The sequence below is a fragment of the Pseudomonas sp. TE12234 genome, assembly GCF_054061835.1.
On sequence record NZ_JBSSEP010000015.1, the window covers coordinates 121,189 to 144,512 of the forward strand.

At 59.1% G+C, this 23,324-nt stretch carries 21 protein-coding genes; 3 read left to right on the plus strand and 18 right to left on the minus strand.

Annotated elements, in window-relative coordinates:
- Positions 1–131 precede the first annotated feature (131 nt).
- From nuoF to ACVWYU_RS21825, 14 genes are all read right to left on the minus strand, one after another.
- The gene (gene nuoF / locus ACVWYU_RS21760) at positions 132–1,487 is read right to left on the minus strand and encodes an NADH-quinone oxidoreductase subunit NuoF (protein ID WP_130207583.1); all 1,356 of its coding nucleotides are present in this window, start codon (positions 1,485–1,487) and stop codon (positions 132–134) included.
- Positions 1,484–1,981: an NADH-quinone oxidoreductase subunit NuoE gene (gene nuoE, locus ACVWYU_RS21765; protein WP_007970445.1), complete on the minus strand. Its 498-nt coding sequence runs from the start codon at positions 1,979–1,981 to the stop codon at positions 1,484–1,486. Before nuoE ends, nuoF begins: the two co-directional genes overlap by 4 nt.
- 2 nt (positions 1,982–1,983) lie before the next feature.
- Positions 1,984–3,768: an NADH-quinone oxidoreductase subunit C/D gene (gene nuoC, locus ACVWYU_RS21770; RefSeq protein WP_247256179.1), complete on the minus strand. Its 1,785-nt coding sequence runs from the start codon at positions 3,766–3,768 to the stop codon at positions 1,984–1,986.
- A gap of 72 nt (positions 3,769–3,840) precedes the next feature.
- Complete coding sequence (locus ACVWYU_RS21775; protein WP_047527662.1) at positions 3,841–4,515, minus strand: NuoB/complex I 20 kDa subunit family protein; 675 nt, start codon at positions 4,513–4,515, stop codon at positions 3,841–3,843.
- A 10-nt stretch (positions 4,516–4,525) separates the two neighbouring features.
- Positions 4,526–4,939 (minus strand): NADH-quinone oxidoreductase subunit A, encoded by a 414-nt coding sequence (locus ACVWYU_RS21780; protein WP_003223812.1) that lies wholly within the window; start codon positions 4,937–4,939, stop codon positions 4,526–4,528.
- 645 nt (positions 4,940–5,584) lie between these two features.
- The gene (gene aceA, locus ACVWYU_RS21785) at positions 5,585–6,910 is read right to left on the minus strand and encodes an isocitrate lyase (RefSeq protein WP_057399864.1); all 1,326 of its coding nucleotides are present in this window, start codon (positions 6,908–6,910) and stop codon (positions 5,585–5,587) included.
- A 477-nt stretch (positions 6,911–7,387) separates the two neighbouring features.
- Positions 7,388–8,149, minus strand: a complete 762-nt coding sequence (locus ACVWYU_RS21790) for a secretin N-terminal domain-containing protein (protein ID WP_457373642.1) — start codon at positions 8,147–8,149, stop codon at positions 7,388–7,390.
- A 320-nt stretch (positions 8,150–8,469) separates the two neighbouring features.
- Positions 8,470–8,895, minus strand: a complete 426-nt coding sequence (locus ACVWYU_RS21795) for a GNAT family N-acetyltransferase (protein WP_090323502.1) — start codon at positions 8,893–8,895, stop codon at positions 8,470–8,472.
- Positions 8,888–10,057 (minus strand): ribosomal protein uL16 3-hydroxylase, encoded by a 1,170-nt coding sequence (locus tag ACVWYU_RS21800; RefSeq protein ID WP_457373643.1) that lies wholly within the window; start codon positions 10,055–10,057, stop codon positions 8,888–8,890. Before ACVWYU_RS21800 ends, ACVWYU_RS21795 begins: the two co-directional genes overlap by 8 nt.
- A gap of 85 nt (positions 10,058–10,142) precedes the next feature.
- The gene (gene purB / locus ACVWYU_RS21805) at positions 10,143–11,513 is read right to left on the minus strand and encodes an adenylosuccinate lyase (RefSeq protein ID WP_247256176.1); all 1,371 of its coding nucleotides are present in this window, start codon (positions 11,511–11,513) and stop codon (positions 10,143–10,145) included.
- A gap of 127 nt (positions 11,514–11,640) precedes the next feature.
- Positions 11,641–12,264 (minus strand): high frequency lysogenization protein HflD, encoded by a 624-nt coding sequence (gene hflD / locus ACVWYU_RS21810; protein WP_090323498.1) that lies wholly within the window; start codon positions 12,262–12,264, stop codon positions 11,641–11,643.
- The gene (gene mnmA / locus ACVWYU_RS21815) at positions 12,261–13,394 is read right to left on the minus strand and encodes a tRNA 2-thiouridine(34) synthase MnmA (RefSeq protein WP_090323496.1); all 1,134 of its coding nucleotides are present in this window, start codon (positions 13,392–13,394) and stop codon (positions 12,261–12,263) included. The genes hflD and mnmA overlap by 4 nt, the downstream gene beginning before the upstream one ends.
- 59 nt (positions 13,395–13,453) lie before the next feature.
- Positions 13,454–13,900 carry an NUDIX hydrolase gene (locus ACVWYU_RS21820; RefSeq protein ID WP_457373644.1) on the minus strand — a complete coding sequence of 149 codons (447 nt, stop codon included), beginning with the start codon at positions 13,898–13,900 and terminating at the stop codon, positions 13,454–13,456.
- A gap of 109 nt (positions 13,901–14,009) precedes the next feature.
- Complete coding sequence (locus ACVWYU_RS21825) at positions 14,010–16,235, minus strand: NADP-dependent isocitrate dehydrogenase (protein WP_390956659.1); 2,226 nt, start codon at positions 16,233–16,235, stop codon at positions 14,010–14,012.
- Positions 16,236–16,728: 493 nt separating this feature from the next.
- On the opposite strand from ACVWYU_RS21825, the gene icd reads away from it, so the two are divergent.
- Positions 16,729–17,985, plus strand: a complete 1,257-nt coding sequence (icd, locus tag ACVWYU_RS21830; protein WP_390956658.1) for an NADP-dependent isocitrate dehydrogenase — start codon at positions 16,729–16,731, stop codon at positions 17,983–17,985.
- Positions 17,986–18,062: 77 nt separating this feature from the next.
- On the opposite strand, the gene cspD is transcribed toward icd, so the two are convergent.
- Positions 18,063–18,329, minus strand: coding sequence for a cold shock domain-containing protein CspD (gene cspD / locus ACVWYU_RS21835; RefSeq protein ID WP_248915393.1), 267 nt, complete (start codon positions 18,327–18,329; stop codon positions 18,063–18,065).
- A gap of 224 nt (positions 18,330–18,553) precedes the next feature.
- Between cspD and clpS the strand changes: the two genes are divergently transcribed.
- Together clpS and clpA are read left to right on the plus strand one after the other, a co-directional pair.
- Positions 18,554–18,937: an ATP-dependent Clp protease adapter ClpS gene (clpS, locus tag ACVWYU_RS21840; protein ID WP_020799529.1), complete on the plus strand. Its 384-nt coding sequence runs from the start codon at positions 18,554–18,556 to the stop codon at positions 18,935–18,937.
- A 30-nt stretch (positions 18,938–18,967) separates the two neighbouring features.
- Complete coding sequence (clpA, locus tag ACVWYU_RS21845; protein ID WP_090323486.1) at positions 18,968–21,238, plus strand: ATP-dependent Clp protease ATP-binding subunit ClpA; 2,271 nt, start codon at positions 18,968–18,970, stop codon at positions 21,236–21,238.
- A gap of 260 nt (positions 21,239–21,498) precedes the next feature.
- Here clpA and infA read toward each other — a convergent pair whose 3' ends face one another.
- The 3 genes from infA to aat form a co-directional block, all read right to left on the minus strand.
- The gene (gene infA, locus ACVWYU_RS21850; protein WP_002553999.1) at positions 21,499–21,717 is read right to left on the minus strand and encodes a translation initiation factor IF-1; all 219 of its coding nucleotides are present in this window, start codon (positions 21,715–21,717) and stop codon (positions 21,499–21,501) included.
- Positions 21,718–21,828: 111 nt separating this feature from the next.
- Positions 21,829–22,536, minus strand: coding sequence for an arginyltransferase (locus ACVWYU_RS21855; protein WP_247256171.1), 708 nt, complete (start codon positions 22,534–22,536; stop codon positions 21,829–21,831).
- 56 nt (positions 22,537–22,592) lie between these two features.
- Positions 22,593–23,273, minus strand: a complete 681-nt coding sequence (aat, locus tag ACVWYU_RS21860) for a leucyl/phenylalanyl-tRNA--protein transferase (RefSeq protein ID WP_247256170.1) — start codon at positions 23,271–23,273, stop codon at positions 22,593–22,595.
- Positions 23,274–23,324: the final 51 nt, after the last annotated feature.

The window sequence follows — 23,324 nt, forward strand, 5'->3', positions numbered from 1 at the left end:
AAGTTCTTCGTTGGCCCGGTGTCAGCGGGCGTGGCTAATGGAATCTTGTTGTTCGTCCGAATCCAAACAGCCCTTGAAAGGCGTCATCGAACGAAAGACGAAGGGCACGGACCCTTCGCCTTTTTAAGCATTTACGCGCCGACTACGATCGGCCTTGCCAGAGGCGGGACGGCGGCGCTGGTAGGCGCGATGCCGGCTTCGAACTCTGGACGGAAGTATTTGATTGCGCTGCCCAACGGCTCCACGGCGCCCGGTGCGTGAGCACAGAAGGTCTTGCCCGGGCCGAGGAAACCGACCAGACCCAGCAGGGTCTCGATGTCGCCTGGCTGACCCTGGCCGTTCTCGATCGCCATCAGGAGCTTGACGCTCCATGGCAAGCCATCGCGGCAAGGGGTGCAGAAACCGCAGGATTCGCGAGCGAAGAACTGCTCCATGTTGCGCAGCAGGGACACCATGTTGACGCTGTCGTCGACCGCCATGGCCAGGCCGGTACCCATACGGGTGCCCACCTTGGCGATGCCGCCGGCATACATTTGTGCGTCCAGGTGCTCTGGCAACAGGAAACCGGTACCGGCGCCGCCAGGCTGCCAGCACTTGAGCTTGTAACCGTCGCGCATGCCGCCGGCGTAGTCTTCGAACAGCTCGCGCGCGGTCACGCCGAATGGCAGTTCCCACAGGCCAGGGTTCTTGACCTTGCCGGAGAAGCCCATGAGCTTGGTGCCCATGTCTTCGCTGCCTTCGCGGGCCAACGATTTATACCAGTCCACGCCGTCGGCAATGATCGCCGGCACGTTGCACAGGGTCTCGACGTTGTTCACGCAGGTCGGCTTGCCCCACACGCCAACGGCGGCCGGGAAGGGCGGCTTGGAGCGTGGGTTGGCGCGGCGGCCTTCGAGGGAGTTGATCAGTGCGGTTTCTTCACCGCAGATGTAACGCCCGGCACCGGTGTGCACGAACAGCTCGAAATCGAAGCCGCTGCCGAGGATGTTCTTGCCCAGCAGGCCTGCGGCCTTGGCTTCTTCCACGGCACGGTTGAGGTGCTTGGCGGCGGTGGTGTATTCGCCACGCAGGAAGATGTAGCCACGGTAGGTTTTCAGCGCGCGGGCACTGATCAGCATGCCTTCGATCAGCAGATGGGGCAGTTGCTCCATCAGCATGCGGTCTTTCCAGGTGTTGGGCTCCATTTCATCCGCGTTGCACAGCAGGTAGCGGATGTTGATGGATTCGTCTTTTGGCATCAGGCCCCACTTCACGCCAGTGGGGAAGCCTGCACCGCCGCGACCCTTGAGGCCGGAGTCCTTCACGGTCTGGACGATGTCGTCCTGGGCCATGTCGGCGAAGGCCTTGCGGGCGGCGGCGTAACCGTTCTTGGCCTGGTACTCGTCGAGCCAGACGGCTTCGCCGTCATCACGCAGACGCCAGGTGAGCGGGTGAGTCTCGGCCGAACGCTTGATGCGGTTGGCCGGACCGAAGGAAGTCAGGGTCATACGTAGCCCTCGAGCAATTTGGCAACGCCTGCTGGCTGCACATCACCGAACGTGTCGTCGTCGATCATCAACGCCGGCGCCTTGTCGCAGTTGCCGAGGCAGCAGACCGGCAGCAGGGTGAAACGACCGTCGGCGGTGGTTTGACCCAGGCCGATGCCGAGCTTGCTCTGGATTTCGCTGACCACGGACTCGTGGCCGCCGATGTAGCAGACCATGCTGTCGCAGACGCGAATGATGTGACGGCCAACCGGTTGACGGAAGATCTGGCTGTAGAACGTCGCCACGCCTTCAACGTCGCTGGCCGGAATGCCGAGGATCTCGCCAATGGCGTACAGGGCGCCATCCGGCACCCAGCCACGTTCCTTCTGGACGATCTTCAGGGCTTCGATCGACGCCGCGCGCGGGTCTTCGTAGTGATGCAGCTCGTGCTCGATGGCCGAGCGCTCGGTTTCGCTCAGGGCGAAACGGTCTGTCTGGATAAGCGTGCTGTTCATGCTTAGCGGTCCACGTCGGCCATAACGAAATCGATACTACCCAGGTACGCAATCAAGTCCGCGACCATGCTGCCTTTGATCACCGAAGGGATCTGCTGCAGGTGCGGGAAGCTTGGGGTGCGAATCCGGGTGCGGTAGCTCATGGTGCCGCCATCGCTCGTCAGGTAATAACTGTTGATGCCCTTGGTCGCTTCGATCATCTGGAAGGATTCGTTGGCCGGCATGACCGGGCCCCACGAAACTTGCAGGAAGTGCGTGATCAGGGTCTCGATGTGCTGCAGGGTGCGCTCTTTCGGTGGCGGCGTGGTCAGCGGGTGATCCGCCTTGTACGGGCCTTCCGGCATGTTGCGCAGGCACTGGTCGATGATCTTGATGCTCTGGCGCATCTCCTCGACGCGCACGATGCAGCGGTCGTAGGCATCGCCATTGGCCGCCAGCGGCACTTCGAATTCGAAGTTCTCGTAGCCCGAGTACGGACGCGCCTTGCGCAGGTCGAAGTTGCAACCGGTCGAACGCAGGCCGGCACCGGTGACGCCCCATTCCAGGGCTTCCTTGGTGTTGTAGGCCGCGACGCCGATGGTACGGCCGCGCAGGATGCTGTTGTCGAGGGCGGCTTTCTGGTATTCGTCCAGACGCTTGGGCATCCACTCGACGAAATCCTTGACCAGTTTCTCCCAGCCGCGCGGCAGGTCATGGGCGACACCACCGATGCGGTACCAGGCCGGGTGCAGACGGAAACCGGTAATGGCTTCGATCACCGTGTACGCCTTCTGGCGGTCGGTGAAGGTGAAGAACACCGGGGTCATGGCGCCAACGTCCTGGATGTAGGTACCCAGGAACAGCAGGTGGCTGGTGATCCGGAAGAACTCGGCCATCATGATGCGGATGACGTCGACCTTCTCAGGCACCTTGATGCCGGCCAGCTTCTCGACAGAGAGCACGTACGGCAGGTTGTTCATCACGCCACCGAGGTAGTCGATCCGGTCGGTGTATGGAATGAAGCTGTGCCAGGACTGACGCTCGGCCATCTTCTCGGCGCCACGGTGGTGGTAACCGATGTCCGGTACGCAGTCGACAATCTCTTCACCGTCCAGCTGCAGGATGATGCGGAACGCACCGTGCGCCGAAGGGTGGTTCGGACCGAGGTTGAGGAACATGTAGTCCTCGTTCGGGCCGGAACGCTTCATGCCCCAGTCTTCCGGCTTGAAACGCGCGGACTCTTCCTCGAGCTGTTGCTTGGCCAGGGTCAGGGTGAACGGGTCGAACTCGGTGGCGCGCGCAGGGAAGTCCTTGCGCAGCGGGTGACCTTCCCAGGTCGGCGGCATCATGATGCGCGACAGGTGAGGGTGGCCTTTGAAGTCGATGCCGTACATGTCCCAGACTTCACGCTCGTACCAGTTGGCGTTCGGCCAGATGCTGGTGACGGTTGGCAGGCTGAGGTCGCTCTCGGACAAGGCGACCTTGATCATGACGTCACTATTACGTTCGATCGACATCAAGTGATAGAACACGGAGAAGTCGGCGCCGCTTGGCAGCCCTTGACGCTTGGTGCGAAGACGCTCGTCCACGCCGTGCAGGTCATAGAGCATGACGTACGGCTTGGGCAGGTTGCGCAGGAATGTCAGGACTTCGACGAGTTTGGCACGGGCAACCCAAAGCACCGGCATGCCGGTGCGGGTAGGCTGGGCGGTGAACGCCTCGGGGCCAAAACGGTTGTTCAGTTCGACGACCACATCCTGGTCGTCTGCCTTATAAGGCGGGATGTACAGAGCACTGCCTGTAGTCATGGTTATTTATCGCTTTCGGTCAACGTAAAGAATGAAGCCAGCTTCTCGTTTCTTTGAAACAGCAGATCTGGATCAGACTTCGTCGGGGCTGCGCAGGTTGGTTACCTGAATACGCTGTTCGCGGCGCTTTTCCTTCTCGGAAGGCATCTCGGCGCGATAAACGCCTTGATCACCTACGACCCAGGAAAGTGGGCGACGCTCCTGGCCAATCGACTCCTGCAACAGCATCAAGCCTTGCAGGAAAGCTTCAGGGCGGGGCGGGCAGCCAGGCACGTAGACGTCCACGGGCAGGAACTTGTCCACCCCTTGAACGACAGAGTAGATGTCGTACATGCCACCGGAGTTGGCGCACGAACCCATGGAGATGACCCATTTTGGTTCGAGCATTTGCTCGTAGAGACGCTGAATGATCGGCGCCATCTTGATGAAGCAGGTACCGGCGATAACCATGAAGTCCGCCTGACGCGGTGATGCCCGGATAACTTCGGCGCCAAAGCGCGCGATGTCGTGGGGCGCCGTGAAGGCGGTGGTCATTTCCACGTAGCAGCACGAAAGACCGAAGTTATACGGCCACAGGGAGTTCTTGCGCCCCCAGTTGATCGTGCCGTTAAGCACGTCTTCGAGCTTGCCCATGAAAATGTTTTTGTGGACTTGATCTTCTAACGGATCGGAAACGGTTTCCCGTTCGCCAATCGGATACTGCTCGTTAGGAGCATCGGGGTCGATCCTGGTGAGATTGTATTGCATTGCCAAAGCCTCATTGTTTCAGCTTCGCTTGCCGCTTGCGCCGAGCTTCCGGAGCCCAGTCAAGGGCGCCCACTCGGAATAGGTAGACAAGACCTGCCAACAGAATTGCTATGAAAACGAGAGCTTCGACGAATCCGGTCCAGCCGCTTTCGCGGACGGACACAGACCATGCAAAGAGAAAGAGGGCTTCGATATCGAAGATCACGAACAACATCGCGACCAGATAGAATTTGGCTGAGAGCCGCAAGCGGGCGCCACCTGTAGGTAGCATGCCGGACTCGAACGGTTCGTTTTTGCTGCGGCCCCAGGCTTTTGACCCGAGGAGGCTGGAGACGCCGAGCATGAAGGCACAGAGGCCGACTACGCCCAGAAGGAAAATGGCAAAGCCCCAGTTGTGGGCCATGAGTCCTGTCGCTTCGGGCATGCTGGTAATCCTTAACAGAGAGCAAAGGTCTCTGAGCTTGAAAAGAAACAAAGCAGTGACGATATGTCGCAGCAATCAATCCCGCTGATTTTATGGCTAAACACCCGGCAAGTAAAATTCCTATAGCGAAATTATTTATAGGAATAAGGACATAGCGCGTGGCAAAAGCGCCGTGGCCCTTGTGTTGCGGGCATTAGCCGGTTTTTCGTCAACAATGTTTTGTAGGGAATGTAACGAACATAGCGGAGCCTAAATGATAATCAATATTGTTTGAGTTGGTTTTTATTCTGCTTAACAGGCTGGTATTCGTGAAGTTGTCTTATATGCGCGTTACTGCAAGTAGCGGCGGTGATCTTTTTAGCGGATTTTTCCGATGTTGATGCCGCTCTGGATCAGTATTTTTCCAGATCGCCACCAACTCCTGTAGGAGCGAGCCTGCTCGCGATGGTGGCCAACGATGACGCTGGGGGCCTGACATCCCCCGAGGCGTCCTCCGTATCATCGCGAGCGGGCTCGCTCCTACAGTAGGGGCGTTCATTGAAATGCAGGCAAAAAAACGCCCCGAACCAGTCGGGGCGTCAGAGGTGCAGCGCTGCGGTTAGCTTTCTATTCGTCCGCAGCGGCCGTTATTTCAGGTGAAGCAGATCAGTGGAACTGTTCTTCTTCAGTCGAACCGGTCAGCGCGGTTACCGAAGACGAGCCACCCTGGATCACGGTGGTCATGTCGTCGAAGTAGCCGGTGCCCACTTCCTGCTGGTGAGCCACGAAGGTGTAGCCCTTGGCGGCGTCAGCGAATTCCTGCTCTTGCAGTTTCACGTAAGCGGTCATGTCGTTGCGGGCGTAGTCGTGCGCCAGGTTGAACATGCTGTGCCACATGTTGTGAATGCCGGCCAGGGTGATGAACTGGTGCTTGTAACCCATGGCGGACAGTTCGCGCTGGAATTTGGCGATGGTCGCGTCGTCCAGGTTTTTCTTCCAGTTGAAGGAAGGCGAGCAGTTGTACGACAGCAGTTGGTCTGGGTATTCCTTCTTGATCGCTTCAGCGAAGCGACGAGCCTCTTCCAGATCCGGCTTGGCGGTTTCGCACCAGATCAGGTCGGCGTACGGCGCGTAGGCCAGGCCGCGAGCGATGGCCTGGTCGAGACCGGCGCGAACTTTGTAGAAGCCTTCCTGGGTACGTTCGCCAGTGACGAATGGCTGGTCGTACGGATCGCAATCGGAAGTCAGCAGGTCAGCAGCGTTAGCGTCGGTACGAGCCAGGATGATGGTCGGAGTACCGGCAACGTCAGCCGCCAGACGAGCAGCGGTCAGCTTTTGTACGGCTTCCTGGGTAGGAACCAGTACCTTGCCGCCCATGTGGCCGCACTTCTTCACGGAAGCCAGCTGGTCTTCGAAGTGAACGCCGGCGGCGCCTGCTTCGATCATGCTCTTCATCAGTTCGTAAGCGTTCAGTACGCCGCCGAAACCGGCTTCGGCGTCAGCCACGATAGGTGCGAAGTAGTCGATGTAGCCGTCATCGCCCGGGTTCTTGCCGGCTTTCCACTGGATCTGGTCGGCACGACGGAACGAGTTGTTGATGCGCTTGACCACGGTTGGAACCGAGTCCACCGGGTACAGCGACTGGTCTGGGTACATCGATTCGGCGGAGTTGTTGTCCGCGGCTACTTGCCAGCCCGACAGGTAGATTGCCTGGATGCCGGCTTTCACTTGTTGTACGGCCTGGCCGCCGGTCAGGGCGCCCATGCAGTTGACGAAATCTTTCTCAGGACGGAAGGCTGGCTTGGCACCCTGGGTAACCAGGTTCCACAGCTTCTCGGCGCCCATTTTTGCAAAGGTGTGCTCAGGTTGAACCGAGCCACGCAGACGGACGACGTCAGCAGCGGAGTAAGTGCGTGTCACGCCTTTCCAGCGCGGGTTTTCAGCCCAGTCTTTTTCGAGGGCTGCAATTTGCTGTTCGCGTGTCAGTGCCATGGGAGATAAACCTCGTCGCGTCTTTATGGAAAGTTGTTCTGCGGTGGAAAATTCCTGCGCTCGCTGACCAGAAGCTTAAGCGGTCAAGCCGGGTTCGGCGGGGGTGGCGACGGGATGAACGATGGGCTCGAGGGGAGGTGAGCAGGTAAGGGCGATACTGGCGGGCGCATTCGGGCGTCGTGGGCCTTGGTGCGAACTTCAGTGTGATGCCGGGTTTACCTAAATACGCTTCCGTCCCTCGGGACAACTTCGTTCCAGTCGGCAACCTCGTCAAACACACCTTGTGGGCGGTACAGACACGAAGCGGTTCGCGGGATAGGTGCGAACATCGCCTCGAAGGCCCTTGCCAGGGCCCCTGATTAGCGGGAGCGAGGCCATCATGCCTTCGCTTTTTTGGCTCGTCAAACATTTTGTAGTGCTTTTTTTCAAGCACTACATCTTTGGTCTAATACGACTTGTCAGTCAGTTTTTGGTGACTTAGTCCAAAGTATCGACTTTCACCCGCAACGTCATGTCGTCCCGGCCCTGGGTCGAGTAGCTGCGGCTGAGGCCCTGTTTGTCGGCCTGTGTCTGGCTGTTGACGCCGGCCAGCAGGATCCATTCGCCCAGGCGCCCGGTGACGGTTGTGTCGGTACTTTGTACGTTCACTACATCGGGACGTTCCTGGCTCATGCGGTCACGATTGGTACTGATCGACAGGTGAACGATGTCGCCGGTGACAGTCGCCGTGACGTAAAAGCCCTGGGTGACGTTGCGGTATTCGGTCTGACTGCGCAAAACGCCATAGGCGTCGGTCTGGGTGCTGGTCAGCGGTACGCTCTGGCCTACCTGGATCAGTGCTGGCGCACCTTCGCTGGCCTGGACATGCTGAATGCCACCGTCACGGCTGGTTGTGCTGCGGTTGATGATGCGGGTCTGGCTCGGCTTGGCGCCATTGACCGAATAGCCCTGGTCGCCCTGGAAATTGTTTTCGTTGGTATCGACAGTGATCAGCAGGCGTTTCGGGGCGGTATCGAGTTGGCTTAAGAGCACCTTAAGTTCGTCGATTTTGCGCTGATCGGCGTTGACTATGAGCTGATTTTCGTAGGCGCTGACCTGGCCTTCCTTGCCGATGAAATCCCGTGCGACCGGTAACAGATCGGCGCTGGTGTGGTAGTTCAATGGCACGATTTCGGTCGCAGCCATGACCGAAAAACTGCAGGTCACCAGCAGCGCGGTGAGCAGGGTGCGTAGGGACATTTCCGTTATCTCCGACATTGTGATTTGTGCAGGAACGAGCTTGCTCGCAATGAGCTTCGGAACGCCACGTTTATCCAATGAAAACGCGCCATCGTTGACGACCATCGCGAGCAAGCTCGCTCCTGCAGATGTTGATAGTGCCAGTTTGTCGGCCCGCAGTGGGGCAAGTTGAATCCTGGGCAGCAAAACGCCCCGGCATCCGAAAATGGCGGGGCGTTCTGTGCTGTTCTTTCATGCTTCTTCGCGAGCAGGCTCGCTCCCACAAGGTCTTGCTCAAGCATTGTGGGAGCGGGCCTGCTCGCGATGGGCGCGACTGGGTATCAAGCCGAATGGCGAACCATATCGACATGCGGAATCCCTGCTTCCAGGAACTCCTCGCTGACGACGCTGAAACCCAGGCGCTCATAGAACGCGGTGGCTTGCACTTGGGCACTCAACTTCTGGTGTTTCAGTCCGCGCTTCTCGGCTTCGCAGATTACCGCTTGCATCAGCGCATCACCGACTTTCAGACCGCGCCAATCCTTGAGTACCGACACCCGGCCAACGTGACCGTCGGGCAGCAGGCGCGCTGTACCGATCGGAAAATCGCCTTCGAGCGCGAGAAAGTGCACCGCGCCCTGATCGTCGGCATCCCATTCCAGTTCAGGCGGAACGGACTGCTCGGCGACGAACACCGCTTCACGAATGCGCCGGATCTCGGCGTTGTCCTTTTGCCAGTCTGCGACACGTACGTGAATCTTATTCATCGGCGAACCCCAGGCTACCTTGCTTGACCAGTTCACACAGCAGACCGCGGCCGTCTTCGTCGCTCAGCCAGTCACCCAGGTTGTCCGCGTGCAAGGCATCGGCGGCGCAGATCATTTTCAGCAGCTCGCGCAGCTTGCCCGGCAGATAACGGCTTTGGCCGCTGGCAAACAGCAGCAGGTCGTCATCGACTTCCGACCAGGCCAGGCGTGCGCTCGGGTTGCGGATCAGCACGGCGCCCTGCTCCAGGGCGCCGAGAACGTCTTCTTCTTCGACGTCTTCAGGACCGACGACCAGTTCCGGATAGCGCGGCTCGGTCATGAACTGGCCGAACCACGTCAGCAGCAGGCGCTCGTCGCTCATGTGCTCGGCCAGCAGGCTTTTCAGGCGGTCGAGCGCGTCGTGCTGGATCTGGTGGGGGTCGACCGCAGGCAGGGCATCGGCGTCTGTATAGCGCTCTTCGTCCGGCAGGAACTGGCTGAGGAAGTCGGTGAAGTGGGTCAGCACTTCAGAGGCGCTTGGCGCGCGGAAACCCACGGAGTAGGTCATGCAGTCATCGACGGCTACGCCGCAGTGGGCCAGGCGCGGCGGCAGGTAGAGCATGTCGCCCGGTTCCAGTACCCACTCATCGGTGGCTTCGAAATCAGCGAGGATGCGCAAGTCCGCATGTTGCAGTAGCGGGCTTTCGGAGTCGCACATCTGGCCGATTTTCCAGTTGCGCTTGCCGTGGCCTTGCAGCAGGAACACGTCGTAGTTGTCGAAGTGCGGGCCCACGCTGCCACCTGGCGCGGCGAAGCTGATCATCACGTCGTCGATGCGCCAGCTCGGCAGGAAGCGGAAATGTTCGAGCAGCTCGCTGACTTCCGGCACGAACTGGTCAACGGCTTGAACCAGCAGGGTCCATTCGCGTTCCGGGAGTTTGCTGAATTCGTCTTCGGCAAACGGGCCACGGCGCAATTCCCATGGACGCTCGCCGTGCTCGATGATCAGGCGCGATTCGATTTCTTCTTCCAGTGCCAGGCCGGCCAATTCGTCGGGATCGATCGGGCTTTCGAAATCAGGAATCGCCTGACGAATCAGCAGCGGTTTCTTTTGCCAGTAGTCGCGCAGGAACTCCCGTGCCGTGATGCCGCCCAGAAGTTGAAGAGGAATGTCAGGATTCATGTGTAACCTATTGAAAAAATGCGCTTTTCATACGGGAATGAAAACGCCCGGCGCTGCCGGGCGTCTCAAAGGGTCATGCGGTCGATCAGATGCGTTTGGCTTGAGCTACAGCGTTGCCGATGTAGTTCGCCGGGGTGAGCAATTTCAGCTCGGCCTTGGCGGCGGCCGGCATGTCCAGGCCGTCGATGAAAGTTTGCAGCGCTTCAGGGCTGATGCCCTTGCCGCGAGTCAATTCTTTCAGCTTTTCGTACGGGTTTTCGATGTTGTAGCGACGCATCACGGTCTGGATCGGCTCGGCCAGGACTTCCCAGCACGCGTCCAGGTCGGCGGCGATTTTCTGCTCGTTGAGCTCCAGCTTGCTGATGCCCTTGAGGCTGGCTTCGTACGCGATCACGCTGTGGGCGAAGCCGACGCCGAGGTTGCGCAGGACGGTGGAGTCGGTCAGGTCGCGCTGCCAACGGGAAATCGGCAGCTTGCTCGCCAGGTGCTGGAACAGTGCGTTGGCGATGCCCAGGTTGCCTTCGGAGTTTTCGAAGTCGATCGGGTTGACCTTGTGCGGCATGGTCGACGAACCGATTTCGCCCGCGATGGTGCGCTGCTTGAAATAGCCCAGGGAGATGTAGCCCCAGATGTCGCGGTCGAAGTCGATCAGGATGGTGTTGAAGCGGGCGATTGCGTCGAACAGCTCGGCGATGTAGTCGTGCGGCTCGATCTGCGTGGTGTAGGGGTTGAAGGCCAGGCCCAGCTCGTCTTCGATGAAGGCGCGGGCGTTGGCTTCCCAGTCGATCTCGGGGTAGGCCGACAGGTGTGCGTTGTAGTTGCCGACGGCGCCGTTGATCTTGCCCAGCAGCGGAACGGCAGCGACTTGAGCGATTTGACGCTCCAGGCGGTAAACCACGTTCGCCAGTTCTTTGCCCAGGGTAGTCGGCGAAGCCGGTTGACCGTGGGTGCGCGACAGCATTGGCACTTCAGCAAAGCGCAGTGCCAGTTCGCGGATGGCGTTGGCGGTCTGGCGCATCAGCGGCAGCATCACGTCATCGCGGCCTTCGCGCAGCATCAGGGCGTGGGACAGGTTGTTGATGTCCTCGCTGGTGCAGGCAAAGTGGATGAACTCGCTGACCTTGGCCAGTTCCGGCAGCTTGGCCGCTTGCTCTTTGAGCAGGTACTCAATGGCTTTTACGTCGTGGTTGGTGGTGCGCTCGATCTCTTTGACGCGCTCGGCGTGTTCCAGAGAGAAGTTTTCCGCCAGGGTGTTGAGCACCGCGTTGGCTTCGGCGGAGAACGCCGGCACTTCGCTGATGGCAGGGTGAGCGGCCAGACGCTGGAGCCAGCGCACTTCAACCAGAACGCGGGCACGGATCAGGCCGTACTCGCTGAAAATTGGGCGCAGGGCCTGGGTTTTGCCGGCGTAGCGGCCGTCAACAGGGGAAACCGCAGTGAGCGAAGAGAGCTGCATGGGGTGTTCTCGGACAGTCGGGCAACGAAATGGGGCGCGTATCATACATGAAAAAATCCGCCGGTCCGTTGCCAACTGACCAGCGTATTACGCGTTACTGACTACAAAAGGGTGTCGCGGATGCGCCTCAGCTGGCGCGCATCAAGGGGTAAAGCTCTTTCAGCAATTTGCGCCGGCTGATCACCAACTGCCAGCGATGACCGCCCAACTGCCGCCACAAGCGTGCCGAGCGGATGCCGGCCAGCAGCAACGCGCGGATTTTCGAAGCGTTGCTCGGTTGCTGCAGGTTGCGCATGTCGCCGTGGACCTGGATGCGTTGGCGCAGGGTACTCAGGGTGTCCTGGTACAGCGCGCCACACGCGGCGATCACGTTTTCATGAACCGGGCCGAAGTGTTCTACCTGGGATTGAATCTGGGGCAGGCGTTTGCCGATGATGTCCAGCATGTCGCTGCGTTTGGCCAGCTGGCGCTCAAGGCCGAGCATGGCCAGCGCATAGCGCAGCGGTTCGCGCTGCAAGGCACTCGGATCGCGTTCAAGGGCGCCAATCAAGGCGCGATAGCCTTCGCGCAGATTGATATCGTCGCCGCCATAGACTTCCAGGGTGTCCTTGGGGTCGCGGATCAGCAGGCTGCCCAGCATGCAGCTCAGGCCGGCCTCGTTGGTCTGGCCGGTCTTGGCGATCCTGTCGACCAGCACGGCGGCGAGAAACACGCCGCCCAGCGCCGTCAGTTGCTCCTGAGTCGGGCTCATTGGGCCTGGCCCTTGCTGGTCCAGGGTTCAGCCACTTCGATGACCCCGCCACCCAGGCAAATTTCACCGTCATAGAACACCACGGACTGGCCCGGAGTGACCGCGCGCTGCGGGTCGTCAAACGTGGCGCGGTAGCCGGTGGCGGTCTTTTCCAGGGTGCAGGGCTGGTCGCTCTGGCGATAGCGGACCTTGGCGGTCAGTCGGCGCGGCTCGCTCAGGTCGATTGGATTGACCCAATAGATGTCCGAAGCGAGCAGGGCGCGGGAGAACAGCCACGGGTGGTCATTGCCCTGGCCGACGATCAGTTCGTTATGTTCCAGATCCTTGATCAGCACGTACCACGGCTCGTCGCTGGCGTCTTTCAAGCCGCCGATGCCCAGGCCCTGGCGCTGGCCGATGGTGTGATACATCAGGCCATGATGGCGGCCGATGACTTCACCTTCGGTGGTCTTGATCTCGCCCGGTTGTGCTGGCAGGTACTGCTTGAGGAAGTCGCTGAAGCGACGTTCGCCGATAAAGCAGATCCCGGTGGAGTCTTTTTTCTTCGCGGTCGCCAGTTCGTATTTCTCGGCAATCGCGCGTACTTCCGGTTTTTCCAGTTCGCCGACCGGGAACAGGGTTTTGGCGATTTGTTCGCCGCCGACGGCGTGCAGGAAATAGCTCTGGTCCTTGTTCGCGTCCAGGCCCTTGAGCAATTCGGTGCGACCGTCGATGTCACGGCGGCGCACGTAGTGGCCAGTGGCAATCAGGTCGGCACCCAGCATCATGGCGTAGTCGAGGAACGCCTTGAACTTGATTTCGCGGTTGCACAGGATGTCCGGGTTCGGCGTGCGACCGGCCTTGTATTCGGCCAGGAAGTGCTCGAAGACGTTGTCCCAGTACTCGGCGGCGAAGTTGGCGGTGTGCAGCTTGATGCCAATCTTGTCGCACACGGCCTGGGCGTCCGCCAGGTCATCCATGGCGGTGCAGTATTCCGTTCCATCGTCTTCTTCCCAGTTCTTCATGAACAGGCCTTCCACCTCATAACCCTGCTCGATCAGCAGGAGGGCGGAAACGGAAGAGTCCACGCCGCCGGACATACCGACAATGACGCGCTTCTTTTGTGTGTCAGAAGGGGCTGGATCACGCATAGGGATTCAATGAGTGTCTTGAAAAAGGACGCGATTCTAACAGGCTGGAGCCCGCAAGGCTAAAGAGAAGGGCGGATCAATTCGAGACCGAAGTGTTTACCGTCCAGATAGTCGTCGATACAGCGGATAATCAGCTCGCTGCGCCAATTGTCACGCTGTTCGATTAATTCCTCGCGGGTCAACCACTTGGCGCCGACTATGCCGTCGTCCAGTTGATAGTCCGGATGGTGTTCGAGGGGCTTGGCGATGAAGCAGACCCGTTGGTAGGTCACGCCGTTGCTCGGTGCGGTATAGAGATAAATGCCCAGCACGCCGGTCGGCTCGACGTCCCAGCCGGTTTCCTCAAGGGTTTCGCGCACGGCGGCCTCGGTCAGGGATTCGTTCGGGTCGAGGTGGCCGGCCGGTTGATTGAGTACCACGCGTCCGTGCTTTAGTTCTTCGACCATCAGGAAGCGGCCATTGTCTTCGACGATGGTGGCGACGGTGATATGGGGTTTCCAGTCCATGAGCTGTCCTCGATGTTGAAATGCTGTCCCACAGGGTTTTGTGTTTCTACAAAAGCCACAAACACAAACCCCGGCACGGGGCCGGGGCTTGTGATGTTCCCTTACAACCTTACACCAGCGCAGCAATCGCCGCGTTGAGCGTGGCGCTTGGGCGCATGGCCTTGCTGATCAGTTCGGCATTGGCGTGGTAGTAACCGCCGATGTCCACTGGCTTGCCCTGAACGGCGTTGAGCTCGGCAACGATGGTCGCTTCGTTCTCGGTCAGGGTCTTGGCCAGGGTCGCGAACTGCGCTTGCAGGGCCGTGTCTTCGGTCTGGGCAGCCAGGGCTTGAGCCCAGTACAGCGCCAGGTAGAAGTGGCTGCCGCGGTTGTCGATGTTGCCGACTTTGCGCGATGGCGACTTGTTGTTGTCCAGGAACTGGCCGGTGGCCTGGTCCAGGGTCTTGGCCAGAACCAGCGCCTTGGGATTGTTGTAGGTCACGCCCAGGTGTTCCAGGGACGCGGCCAGGGCCAGGAACTCACCCAGCGAGTCCCAGCGCAGGAAGTTTTCTTCCAGCAGCTGTTGAACGTGCTTCGGTGCCGAACCGCCAGCGCCGGTTTCGAACAGGCCACCGCCGTTCATCAGCGGCACGATCGACAGCATCTTGGCGCTGGTGCCCAGTTCCATGATCGGGAACAGGTCGGTCAGGTAGTCACGCAGAACGTTGCCGGTCACCGAGATGGTGTCCTTGCCTTCGCGGGTGCGCTGCAGGGTGTACTTCATCGCGTCGACTGGCGCCATGATCTGGATGTCCAGGCCGGCAGTGTCGTGATCCTTCAGGTAAGCCTGAACTTTCTCGATCACGACGCCGTCGTGGGCGCGCATCGGGTCCAGCCAGAAGATGGCTGGAGTGGCGCTTGCGCGAGCACGGTTGACCGCCAGTTTGACCCAGTCCTGGATCGGCGCGTCTTTGGTCTGGCACATGCGGAAGATGTCGCCGGCTTCAACCGACTGTTCCAGCAGCAGGGTGCCGTGGGTGTCGGTCACGCGGACAACACCGTTGGTCTTGATCTGGAAAGTCTTGTCGTGGGAGCCGTACTCTTCGGCTTTTTTCGCCATTAGGCCAACGTTCGGCACGCTGCCCATGGTGGTTGGGTCGAAAGCGCCGTTTGCCTTGCAGTCTTCGATCACCGCCTGGTAGATGGTGGCGTAGCAGCGATCCGGGATCACGGCCTTGGTGTCGTGCAGTTGACCGTCGGTGCCCCACATCTTGCCGGAGTCACGGATCATCGCTGGCATCGAGGCGTCGACGATGACGTCGCTCGGCACGTGCAGGTTTGTGATGCCCTTGTCGGAGTTGACCATGGCCAGCGATGGGCGCATGGCGTAGACCGCCTGGATGTCGGCTTCGATGGCGGCTTGCTGCTCGGCCGGCAGGGCCTTGATGCGAGCGTACAGGTCGCCGATGCCGTTGTTCAGGTTGAAGCCGATCTGCGCCAGCACGTCAGCGTGCTTGGCCAGCGCGTCTTTATAGAACTCGGCAACGATCTGGCCGAACATGATCGGGTCGGAGACCTTCATCATGGTGGCTTTCAGGTGAACCGACAGCAGTACGCCCTTGGCTTTGGCGTCTTCGATTTCGGCGGCAATGAAGCTGCGCAGGGCGTTTTTGCTCATGACCGCGCAATCGAGGATCTCACCGGCTTGCACGGTGGTTTTTTCTTTCAGGACGGTGGTGGTGCCGTCTTGAGCGATCAATTCGATTTTCACAGCGCCAGCGGCGTCGATCAGGGCAGCCTTTTCGCTGCCGTAGAAATCACCGGTGTTCATGTGCGCGACGTGCGACTTGGAGTCAGCTGCCCAGGCGCCCATTTTGTGCGGGTGCTTGCGGGCATAGTTCTTGACCGACAGCGGGGCGCGACGATCGGAGTTGCCTTCGCGCAGAACCGGGTTCACGGCGCTGCCCTTGACCTTGTCGTAACGGGCCTTGGCTTCTTTGTCGGCTTCAGTGGTCACGGTTTCCGGGTAGTCCGGCAGTGCGTAGCCTTGAGCCTGCAGCTCTTTGATCGCGGCCTGCAGTTGCGGAACCGAGGCGCTGATGTTCGGCAGCTTGATGATGTTGGCTTCAGGCGTAACGGCCAGGGCGCCCAGTTCGGCGAGGTGGTCGGCTACGGCTTTGTCGCCCAATTGCTCGGGGAAGCTGGCCAGGATGCGCCCTGCAAGAGAGATATCGCGGGTTTCAACGGCGATATCAGCCGAGGCGGTGAAGGCCTCTACGATAGGCAACAGTGAATAGGTGGCGAGGGCGGGAGCTTCGTCGGTGAAGGTATAGATGATCTTCGAGCGGGTGGGCATATTCGGATTAACTCTCTCTTCTTTGCTAAAGCGTGCGCAGAAACTCGAGGGCGCCGGGTAAGCGCGTTCGTTCAAAGTCATCCATGAGCCGAATATCGAGGTTTCGTTGCTGTGATGTTGGGTGCATCAGTAGAGCGTCAAGCAAGCGGGCTGCGGTAACAGGCCGGCTTATGCGGCGGAAAGGCTCATCGTGGAGCAGTTCAGTCGTCGTGACCCTTTGGTCAGCGGGCGGCATTATACATAGGTAGCTGGCAATCTGCCGATGGTTCATACACAACGATTGTCGTCCATTGGTCTAAAGGTCGCAGGGGCGCGTCGGGCGTAGAGTCATTCGTCGTGCTGTAGTTTGGCGCTTTTCCCTTTGCTTTCAGGCTTGTAGGTCGCCAGTTGTGCAGCTTTGCGGCACGTGGAAGGAACATAGGGTTTGCGCGCAGATTTAACTGGGTTACGCTCGAACGAAGCCAGATGTTCAATCCAATCAATGGAGTTCAGCATGGGTTACAAGAAGATTCAGGTTCCAGCCGTCGGCGACAAAATCACCGTCAATGCAGACCATTCTCTCAATGTTCCTAATAACCCGATCATTCCCTTCATCGAAGGCGACGGCATTGGGGTTGATATCAGCCCGGTCATGATCAAGGTTGTCGATGCTGCTGTGAAGAAGGCTTACGGCGGCGAACGCAAGATTTCCTGGATGGAAGTGTACGCCGGGGAAAAAGCGACTCAGGTTTACGATCAGGACACCTGGCTGCCTCAGGAAACCCTGGACGCGGTCAGGGATTACGTGGTTTCCATCAAGGGCCCGCTGACCACTCCGGTGGGTGGCGGCATTCGCTCGCTGAACGTGGCGCTGCGCCAGCAACTCGATCTCTATGTCTGCCTGCGTCCGGTGCGCTGGTTCGAAGGCGTGCCGAGCCCGGTCAAGAAGCCAGGCGACGTCGACATGACGATCTTCCGCGAGAACTCCGAAGACATCTATGCCGGTATCGAGTGGAAGGCCGGTTCGCCTGAAGCCACCAAGGTCATCAAATTCCTCAAAGAGGAAATGGGCGTTACCAAGATCCGTTTCGACGAAAACTGCGGTATCGGCGTCAAGCCGGTTTCCCTGCAGGGCACCAAGCGTCTGGCGCGCAAGGCGCTGCAATATGTGGTCGATAACGACCGCGATTCGCTGACCATCGTGCACAAAGGCAACATCATGAAGTTCACCGAAGGTGCCTTCAAGGAATGGGCCTACGAAGTGGCGGCTGAAGAGTTCGGCGCGACCCTGCTCGACGGCGGTCCGTGGATGCAGTTCAAGAACCCGAAAACCGGCAAGAACGTCATCGTCAAGGATGCCATCGCCGACGCCATGCTCCAGCAGATCCTGCTGCGCCCGGCCGAATACGATGTCATCGCGACCCTGAACCTGAACGGCGACTACCTCTCCGACGCCCTGGCGGCGGAAGTAGGGGGTATCGGTATCGCGCCAGGTGCCAACCTGTCCGACACCGTGGCCATGTTCGAGGCCACCCACGGTACTGCACCGAAGTACGCCGGCAAGGACCAGGTCAACCCGGGTTCGCTGATTCTGTCCGCGGAAATGATGCTGCGCCACATGGGCTGGACCGAGGCGGCCGACCTGATCATCAAGGGTACCAACGGCGCGATTTCGGCCAAGACCGTGACCTATGACTTCGAGCGTTTGATGGACGGCGCCACGCTGCTTTCGTCTTCGGCGTTCGGCGATGCCCTGATCTCGCACATGTAAGCGAATACCGGCAACAAAAAAACGCCCGACTCAAGTGATTGAGTCGGGTGTTTTCATTTGACCGGGGCGTATGTGGTTCAGGCAGTGACGGTTTGTTGTCCGGAAGGTTTTGCGACTGCGCTGGTGTCCTGTGGCAAGCCAATGTTGACGGCGTGCAGGCCTTTAGGGCCCTGAATGATCTCGAAGACGACAGCCTGGCCGGCTTTCAGGGTTTTATAACCATCCATCTGGATGGCCGAGTAATGAGCGAACAGGTCTTCGCTCTTGCCATCCTCATTGATAAATCCGTAACCCTTGGCGTTATTGAACCATTTCACCTTGCCACTGACCTTGACGCCTGACATATCCATATCCCTCTGCAACAGACTCCATCACTGGAGTATCATCCAGTTCATCCGCAGTCACTTCTTCGAAAAAAGTTGACTCCGCGGACCTTTTTTACCCACTGTGGGCTCTATTGGTTGTAACACCGTTTTGCTGATAGTCAAGCTGACCAGGCAGTCGGAGTTGAAATCGTCCATGGTCGCCCCCACCACTGTATTTGCACAACTGACGAACCTTTCTTTCCATGCATGCAATCAGCCAGATTCGACTAACATTCAATCAGGATCGCCCGACTCTCCAGAAAGATCGCCCGGAGGAGCATGACGACGATTCCGCAGGCATTGCTGTTCAGGAGGCCAAGCCTGCGCTACAGGCGCCGCCGATGTACAAGGTGGTTTTGTTCAATGATGACTACACACCGATGGATTTCGTCGTCGAAGTGCTCGAGGTGTTTTTTAACCTGAATCGCGAGCTGGCGACCAAGGTCATGCTGGCCGTCCATACAGAAGGGCGGGCAGTATGTGGAGTGTTTACCCGCGACATCGCCGAGACCAAGGCCATGCAGGTCAACCAGTACGCCAGGGAAAGCCAGCATCCGCTACTCTGTGAAATCGAGAAGGACGGTTAATCGCCGGACACTTGGGTATGAGGTGAAGCTATGTTAAACCGCGAGCTCGAAGTCACCCTCAATCTTGCCTTCAAGGAGGCCCGTTCGAAGCGTCATGAATTCATGACCGTCGAGCATCTCCTGTTGGCCCTATTGGACAATGAGGCTGCCGCCACCGTTTTGCGTGCCTGCGGCGCAAACCTCGACAAACTCAAACACGACCTGCAGGAGTTCATCGACTCCACCACGCCGTTGATCCCCGTGCATGACGAGGATCGTGAAACCCAGCCAACCCTGGGCTTCCAGCGTGTACTGCAGCGTGCTGTGTTTCACGTACAGAGCTCGGGCAAACGCGAAGTGACTGGCGCCAACGTGCTGGTCGCGATCTTCAGTGAGCAAGAGAGTCAGGCAGTGTTCCTGCTGAAACAGCAGAGCGTTGCCCGTATCGATGTCGTCAACTACATCGCCCATGGCATTTCCAAGGTGCCAGGGCACGGCGATCACTCTGAGGGCGAGCAAGATATGCAGGACGACGAGGGCGGTGAGTCTTCTTCTTCAGGCAACCCACTGGACGCTTATGCCAGTAACCTTAACGAACTCGCGCGCCAGGGTCGTATCGATCCGTTGGTCGGTCGTGAGCTGGAAGTCGAGCGCGTTGCGCAGATCCTGGCGCGTCGTCGCAAAAACAATCCGCTGCTGGTCGGCGAGGCGGGCGTGGGTAAAACCGCGATTGCCGAAGGCCTGGCCAAACGCATTGTCGACAACCAGGTGCCGGACCTGCTGGCCAATAGCGTGGTTTACTCCCTTGATCTGGGCGCCTTGCTGGCCGGGACCAAATACCGCGGCGATTTCGAGAAGCGCTTCAAGGCGTTGCTCAATGAACTGAAAAAACGTCCGCAGGCGATCCTGTTCATCGATGAAATCCACACCATCATCGGTGCGGGCGCAGCGTCCGGCGGCGTCATGGATGCCTCGAACCTGCTCAAGCCGCTGCTGTCTTCCGGTGATATCCGTTGCATCGGTTCGACCACCTTCCAGGAATTTCGCGGCATTTTCGAGAAGGACCGTGCCCTGGCTCGGCGCTTCCAGAAAGTCGATGTGTCAGAACCTTCGGTGGAAGACACCATCGGTATCCTGCGCGGCCTGAAAGGGCGTTTCGAGACCCATCACAACATCGAATACAGCGATGAAGCCCTGCGTGCCGCTGCCGAACTGGCGTCGCGCTATATCAATGACCGGCACATGCCGGACAAGGCCATCGACGTCATCGATGAAGCGGGTGCCTACCAGCGCCTGCAGCCGATCGACAAGCGCGTAAAACGCATCGAGGTGGCTCAGGTCGAGGACATCGTCGCGAAAATCGCGCGGATTCCACCAAAACACGTCACCAGTTCCGACAAGGAGCTGTTGCGCAACCTTGAGCGTGACCTGAAGCTGACGGTGTTTGGCCAGGATGCCGCGATCGACTCCCTGGCGACCGCGATCAAACTGTCCCGTGCCGGCCTCAAGTCGCCTGACAAGCCTGTCGGTTCGTTCCTGTTCGCCGGTCCTACCGGTGTCGGTAAAACCGAGGCGGCACGTCAGCTTGCCAAGGCCCTGGGTGTCGAGCTGGTTCGTTTCGACATGTCCGAGTACATGGAGCGGCACACCGTCTCGCGCCTGATCGGTGCGCCTCCGGGCTATGTCGGGTTCGATCAGGGCGGTCTGCTGACCGAAGCCATTACCAAGCAGCCACACTGCGTGCTGTTGCTCGATGAAATCGAGAAGGCGCATCCGGAAGTCTTCAACCTGCTGCTGCAGGTCATGGACCACGGTACGTTGACCGATAACAACGGGCGCAAGGCGGATTTCCGTAACGTGATCGTCATCATGACGACCAACGCCGGTGCCGAGACAGCAGCGCGTGCTTCGATCGGTTTCACCTATCAGGACCACTCTTCCGACGCGATGGAAGTGATCAAGAAAAGCTTCACGCCGGAATTCCGTAACCGCCTGGACACCATCATCCAGTTTGGTCGCCTCAGTCACGAGGTTATCAAGAGCGTGGTGGACAAGTTCCTTATCGAGCTTCAGGCGCAGCTGGAGGACAAGCGTGTGCTGTTGGAAGTAACCGATGCTGCCCGCAGCTGGCTGGCGGCCGGTGGTTACGACGTAGCGATGGGTGCTCGACCCATGGCTCGCCTGATCCAGGACAAGATCAAGCGTCCACTGGCGGAGGAGATTCTCTTTGGCGAACTGGCCGAACATGGCGGTGTGGTGCACATCGACATCAAGGACGGCGAGCTGACCTTCGAGTTCGAGACAACGGCCGAAATGGCCTGACGTTAAACCGTTACAAAGCAAATAGGCGCCGATTGGCGCCTATTTGCTATCCGGCATCTGGTGATGAAGGTGGAGTCTCCATCGAAATCCCACGCAAACAAAAACGCCCGGCAATGCCGGGCGTTTTGTGTTGACTTGATCAGCGAGCGGACCCTGTCTCTGTAGGAGCGAGCTTGTTCGCGATGGCCGTCAACGATGATGCGGGGAGTCTGGCTAGACGCGTAACCCTCAGGTTTATCGCGAGCAAGCTAGCTCCTACCTTAGCGAGCGCGGTAAGTGATGCGCCCTTTGCTCAAGTCATAGGGCGTCAGCTCGACGCGCACTTTGTCACCGGTAAGAATACGAATGTAGTTCTTGCGCATCTTGCCGGAAATATGCGCGGTTACGACGTGCCCATTTTCCAACTCCACACGAAACATGGTGTTGGGCAGGGTGTCGACGACAGTGCCTTCCATTTCGAAGCTGTCTTCTTTCGACATGCAGTAAAGCCCTCGGTGTCCAATGAATGGCCCGGTGCAACTGCGCCAGGCAAAAGCGGCGTGCATTGTGCCCGAAAAGTGGGGTTCAAGCCAAGGGGTTTAGGCCGTGCTCTAGTTCAGAACAACCCAGCGCTGATTAATCAGCAGTTCAATGGGCCGATATTGCGTCTTGTAGCTCATTTTTTTGCAGTTTTTGATCCAGTAACCGAGATAGACCGCGTCCAGCCCCAGGCGCCGGGCTTCGGCAATTTGCCAGAGAATTGCAAAGCGCCCCAGGCTGCGTCGCTCTTCGCCGGGCTCGTAGAAGGTGTAGACCGCCGACAGACCGTTGGGCAAAAGGTCGGTGACGGCGATGGCCAGCAGCCGTCCATCGAGGCGGAATTCGTAGAAGCGTGAAAACGGCAGATCGCGTACCAGAAACGTCGAAAACTGATCGCGACTCGGTGGGTACATGTCGCCATCGGCATGACGCTGTTCGATATAGCGTTGGTAAAGGTCGAAATACTCTTCGCTGAAGCCTGGCTTGGCCGGGCGTACCTGCAAGTCGGCATTGCGTTTGAAAATGCGTTTCTGCTGACGGTTAGGCGTGAATTGCCCTACGGGGATGCGTGCAGGTACGCACGCATTGCAGTTTTGGCAATGCGGCCGATAGAGGTGGTCGCCACTGCGACGAAAACCCATTTCCGACAGGTCCGCATAGACATGCACATCCATGGGCTGGCTAGGATCGAGGAACAGGGTTGTCGCCTGCTCTTCGGGCAGATAACTGCAAGAGTGGGGCTGAGTGGCATAGAACTTCAAACGCGCCAACTCGGTCATGATCAACCCTCGGGATAAGCTTTTGAATAAGTGTAAGCCACGCACGCAAAAGTCGCTCAGCAAACCCAGGTTGCGCGGCTGGGCTGGTCCAGATACTGCGCCAGATAGCCGGCAAACGCGCGGCGGGGAATCGCTCGGGCGCCCAGGCTGTGCAGGTGATCGGTTGGCATCTGGCAATCGATCAGCACGAACCCCGAGTCTTTCAGATGTCGCACCAGGGTGGCAAAGCCATATTTTGAGGCGTTGTCCGCGCGGCTGAACATGGATTCGCCGAAAAACAGTTGTCCCATTGCCAGGCCATACAACCCACCAACCAGTTCGCCCTGATCCCAGACCTCCACCGAATGCGCGTAGCCGCGTTTGTGCAGCTCCAGATAGGCGTCCTGCATGGCTTGCGTGATCCAGGTGCCGTCAGCGTATTCCCGCGGCGCGGCGCAGGCGCGGATGACTGCGGCAAAATCCTGATCGAACGTCACTTGGTAGCGTTGTTGGCGCAGTAATTTGTTCAGGCTGCGCGAGACGTGCAGTTCGTCGGGAAACAACACAGTGCGGGGGTCTGGCGACCACCAGAGAATCGGCTGGCCTTCCGAGAACCAGGGAAAGCAGCCGTGACGGTAGGCCCGGATCAGCCGATCGGCGGACAGATCGCCCCCGGCGGCCAACAGGCCGTTGGGGTCGCGCATGGCTTTTTCCAGCGGCGGGAAAGTCAATGTGTTGCGTTGTAACCAAGTCAGCATGGCGTTCGGGCTTGCAGAGAGGGGAGGGCGGTGGCGGATTGTCGGTCCGCC

What these genes read in the sequence shown, in the direction of transcription:
- nuoF (WP_130207583.1), bottom strand. Translation starts at nt 1,487, where the DNA reads ATGACCCTGACTTCCTTCGGTCCGGCCAACCGCATCAAGCGTTCGGCC.
- nuoE (WP_007970445.1), bottom strand. Translation starts at nt 1,981, where the DNA reads ATGAACAGCACGCTTATCCAGACAGACCGTTTCGCCCTGAGCGAAACC.
- nuoC (WP_247256179.1), bottom strand. Translation starts at nt 3,768, where the DNA reads ATGACTACAGGCAGTGCTCTGTACATCCCGCCTTATAAGGCAGACGAC.
- ACVWYU_RS21775 (WP_047527662.1), bottom strand. Translation starts at nt 4,515, where the DNA reads ATGCAATACAATCTCACCAGGATCGACCCCGATGCTCCTAACGAGCAG.
- ACVWYU_RS21780 (WP_003223812.1), bottom strand. Translation starts at nt 4,939, where the DNA reads ATGCCCGAAGCGACAGGACTCATGGCCCACAACTGGGGCTTTGCCATT.
- aceA (WP_057399864.1), bottom strand. Translation starts at nt 6,910, where the DNA reads ATGGCACTGACACGCGAACAGCAAATTGCAGCCCTCGAAAAAGACTGG.
- ACVWYU_RS21790 (WP_457373642.1), bottom strand. Translation starts at nt 8,149, where the DNA reads ATGTCCCTACGCACCCTGCTCACCGCGCTGCTGGTGACCTGCAGTTTT.
- ACVWYU_RS21795 (WP_090323502.1), bottom strand. Translation starts at nt 8,895, where the DNA reads ATGAATAAGATTCACGTACGTGTCGCAGACTGGCAAAAGGACAACGCC.
- ACVWYU_RS21800 (WP_457373643.1), bottom strand. Translation starts at nt 10,057, where the DNA reads ATGAATCCTGACATTCCTCTTCAACTTCTGGGCGGCATCACGGCACGG.
- purB (WP_247256176.1), bottom strand. Translation starts at nt 11,513, where the DNA reads ATGCAGCTCTCTTCGCTCACTGCGGTTTCCCCTGTTGACGGCCGCTAC.
- hflD (WP_090323498.1), bottom strand. Translation starts at nt 12,264, where the DNA reads ATGAGCCCGACTCAGGAGCAACTGACGGCGCTGGGCGGCGTGTTTCTC.
- mnmA (WP_090323496.1), bottom strand. Translation starts at nt 13,394, where the DNA reads ATGCGTGATCCAGCCCCTTCTGACACACAAAAGAAGCGCGTCATTGTC.
- ACVWYU_RS21820 (WP_457373644.1), bottom strand. Translation starts at nt 13,900, where the DNA reads ATGGACTGGAAACCCCATATCACCGTCGCCACCATCGTCGAAGACAAT.
- ACVWYU_RS21825 (WP_390956659.1), bottom strand. Translation starts at nt 16,235, where the DNA reads ATGCCCACCCGCTCGAAGATCATCTATACCTTCACCGACGAAGCTCCC.
- icd (WP_390956658.1), top strand. Translation starts at nt 16,729, where the DNA reads ATGGGTTACAAGAAGATTCAGGTTCCAGCCGTCGGCGACAAAATCACC.
- cspD (WP_248915393.1), bottom strand. Translation starts at nt 18,329, where the DNA reads ATGTCAGGCGTCAAGGTCAGTGGCAAGGTGAAATGGTTCAATAACGCC.
- clpS (WP_020799529.1), top strand. Translation starts at nt 18,554, where the DNA reads ATGCATGCAATCAGCCAGATTCGACTAACATTCAATCAGGATCGCCCG.
- clpA (WP_090323486.1), top strand. Translation starts at nt 18,968, where the DNA reads ATGTTAAACCGCGAGCTCGAAGTCACCCTCAATCTTGCCTTCAAGGAG.
- infA (WP_002553999.1), bottom strand. Translation starts at nt 21,717, where the DNA reads ATGTCGAAAGAAGACAGCTTCGAAATGGAAGGCACTGTCGTCGACACC.
- ACVWYU_RS21855 (WP_247256171.1), bottom strand. Translation starts at nt 22,536, where the DNA reads ATGACCGAGTTGGCGCGTTTGAAGTTCTATGCCACTCAGCCCCACTCT.
- aat (WP_247256170.1), bottom strand. Translation starts at nt 23,273, where the DNA reads ATGCTGACTTGGTTACAACGCAACACATTGACTTTCCCGCCGCTGGAA.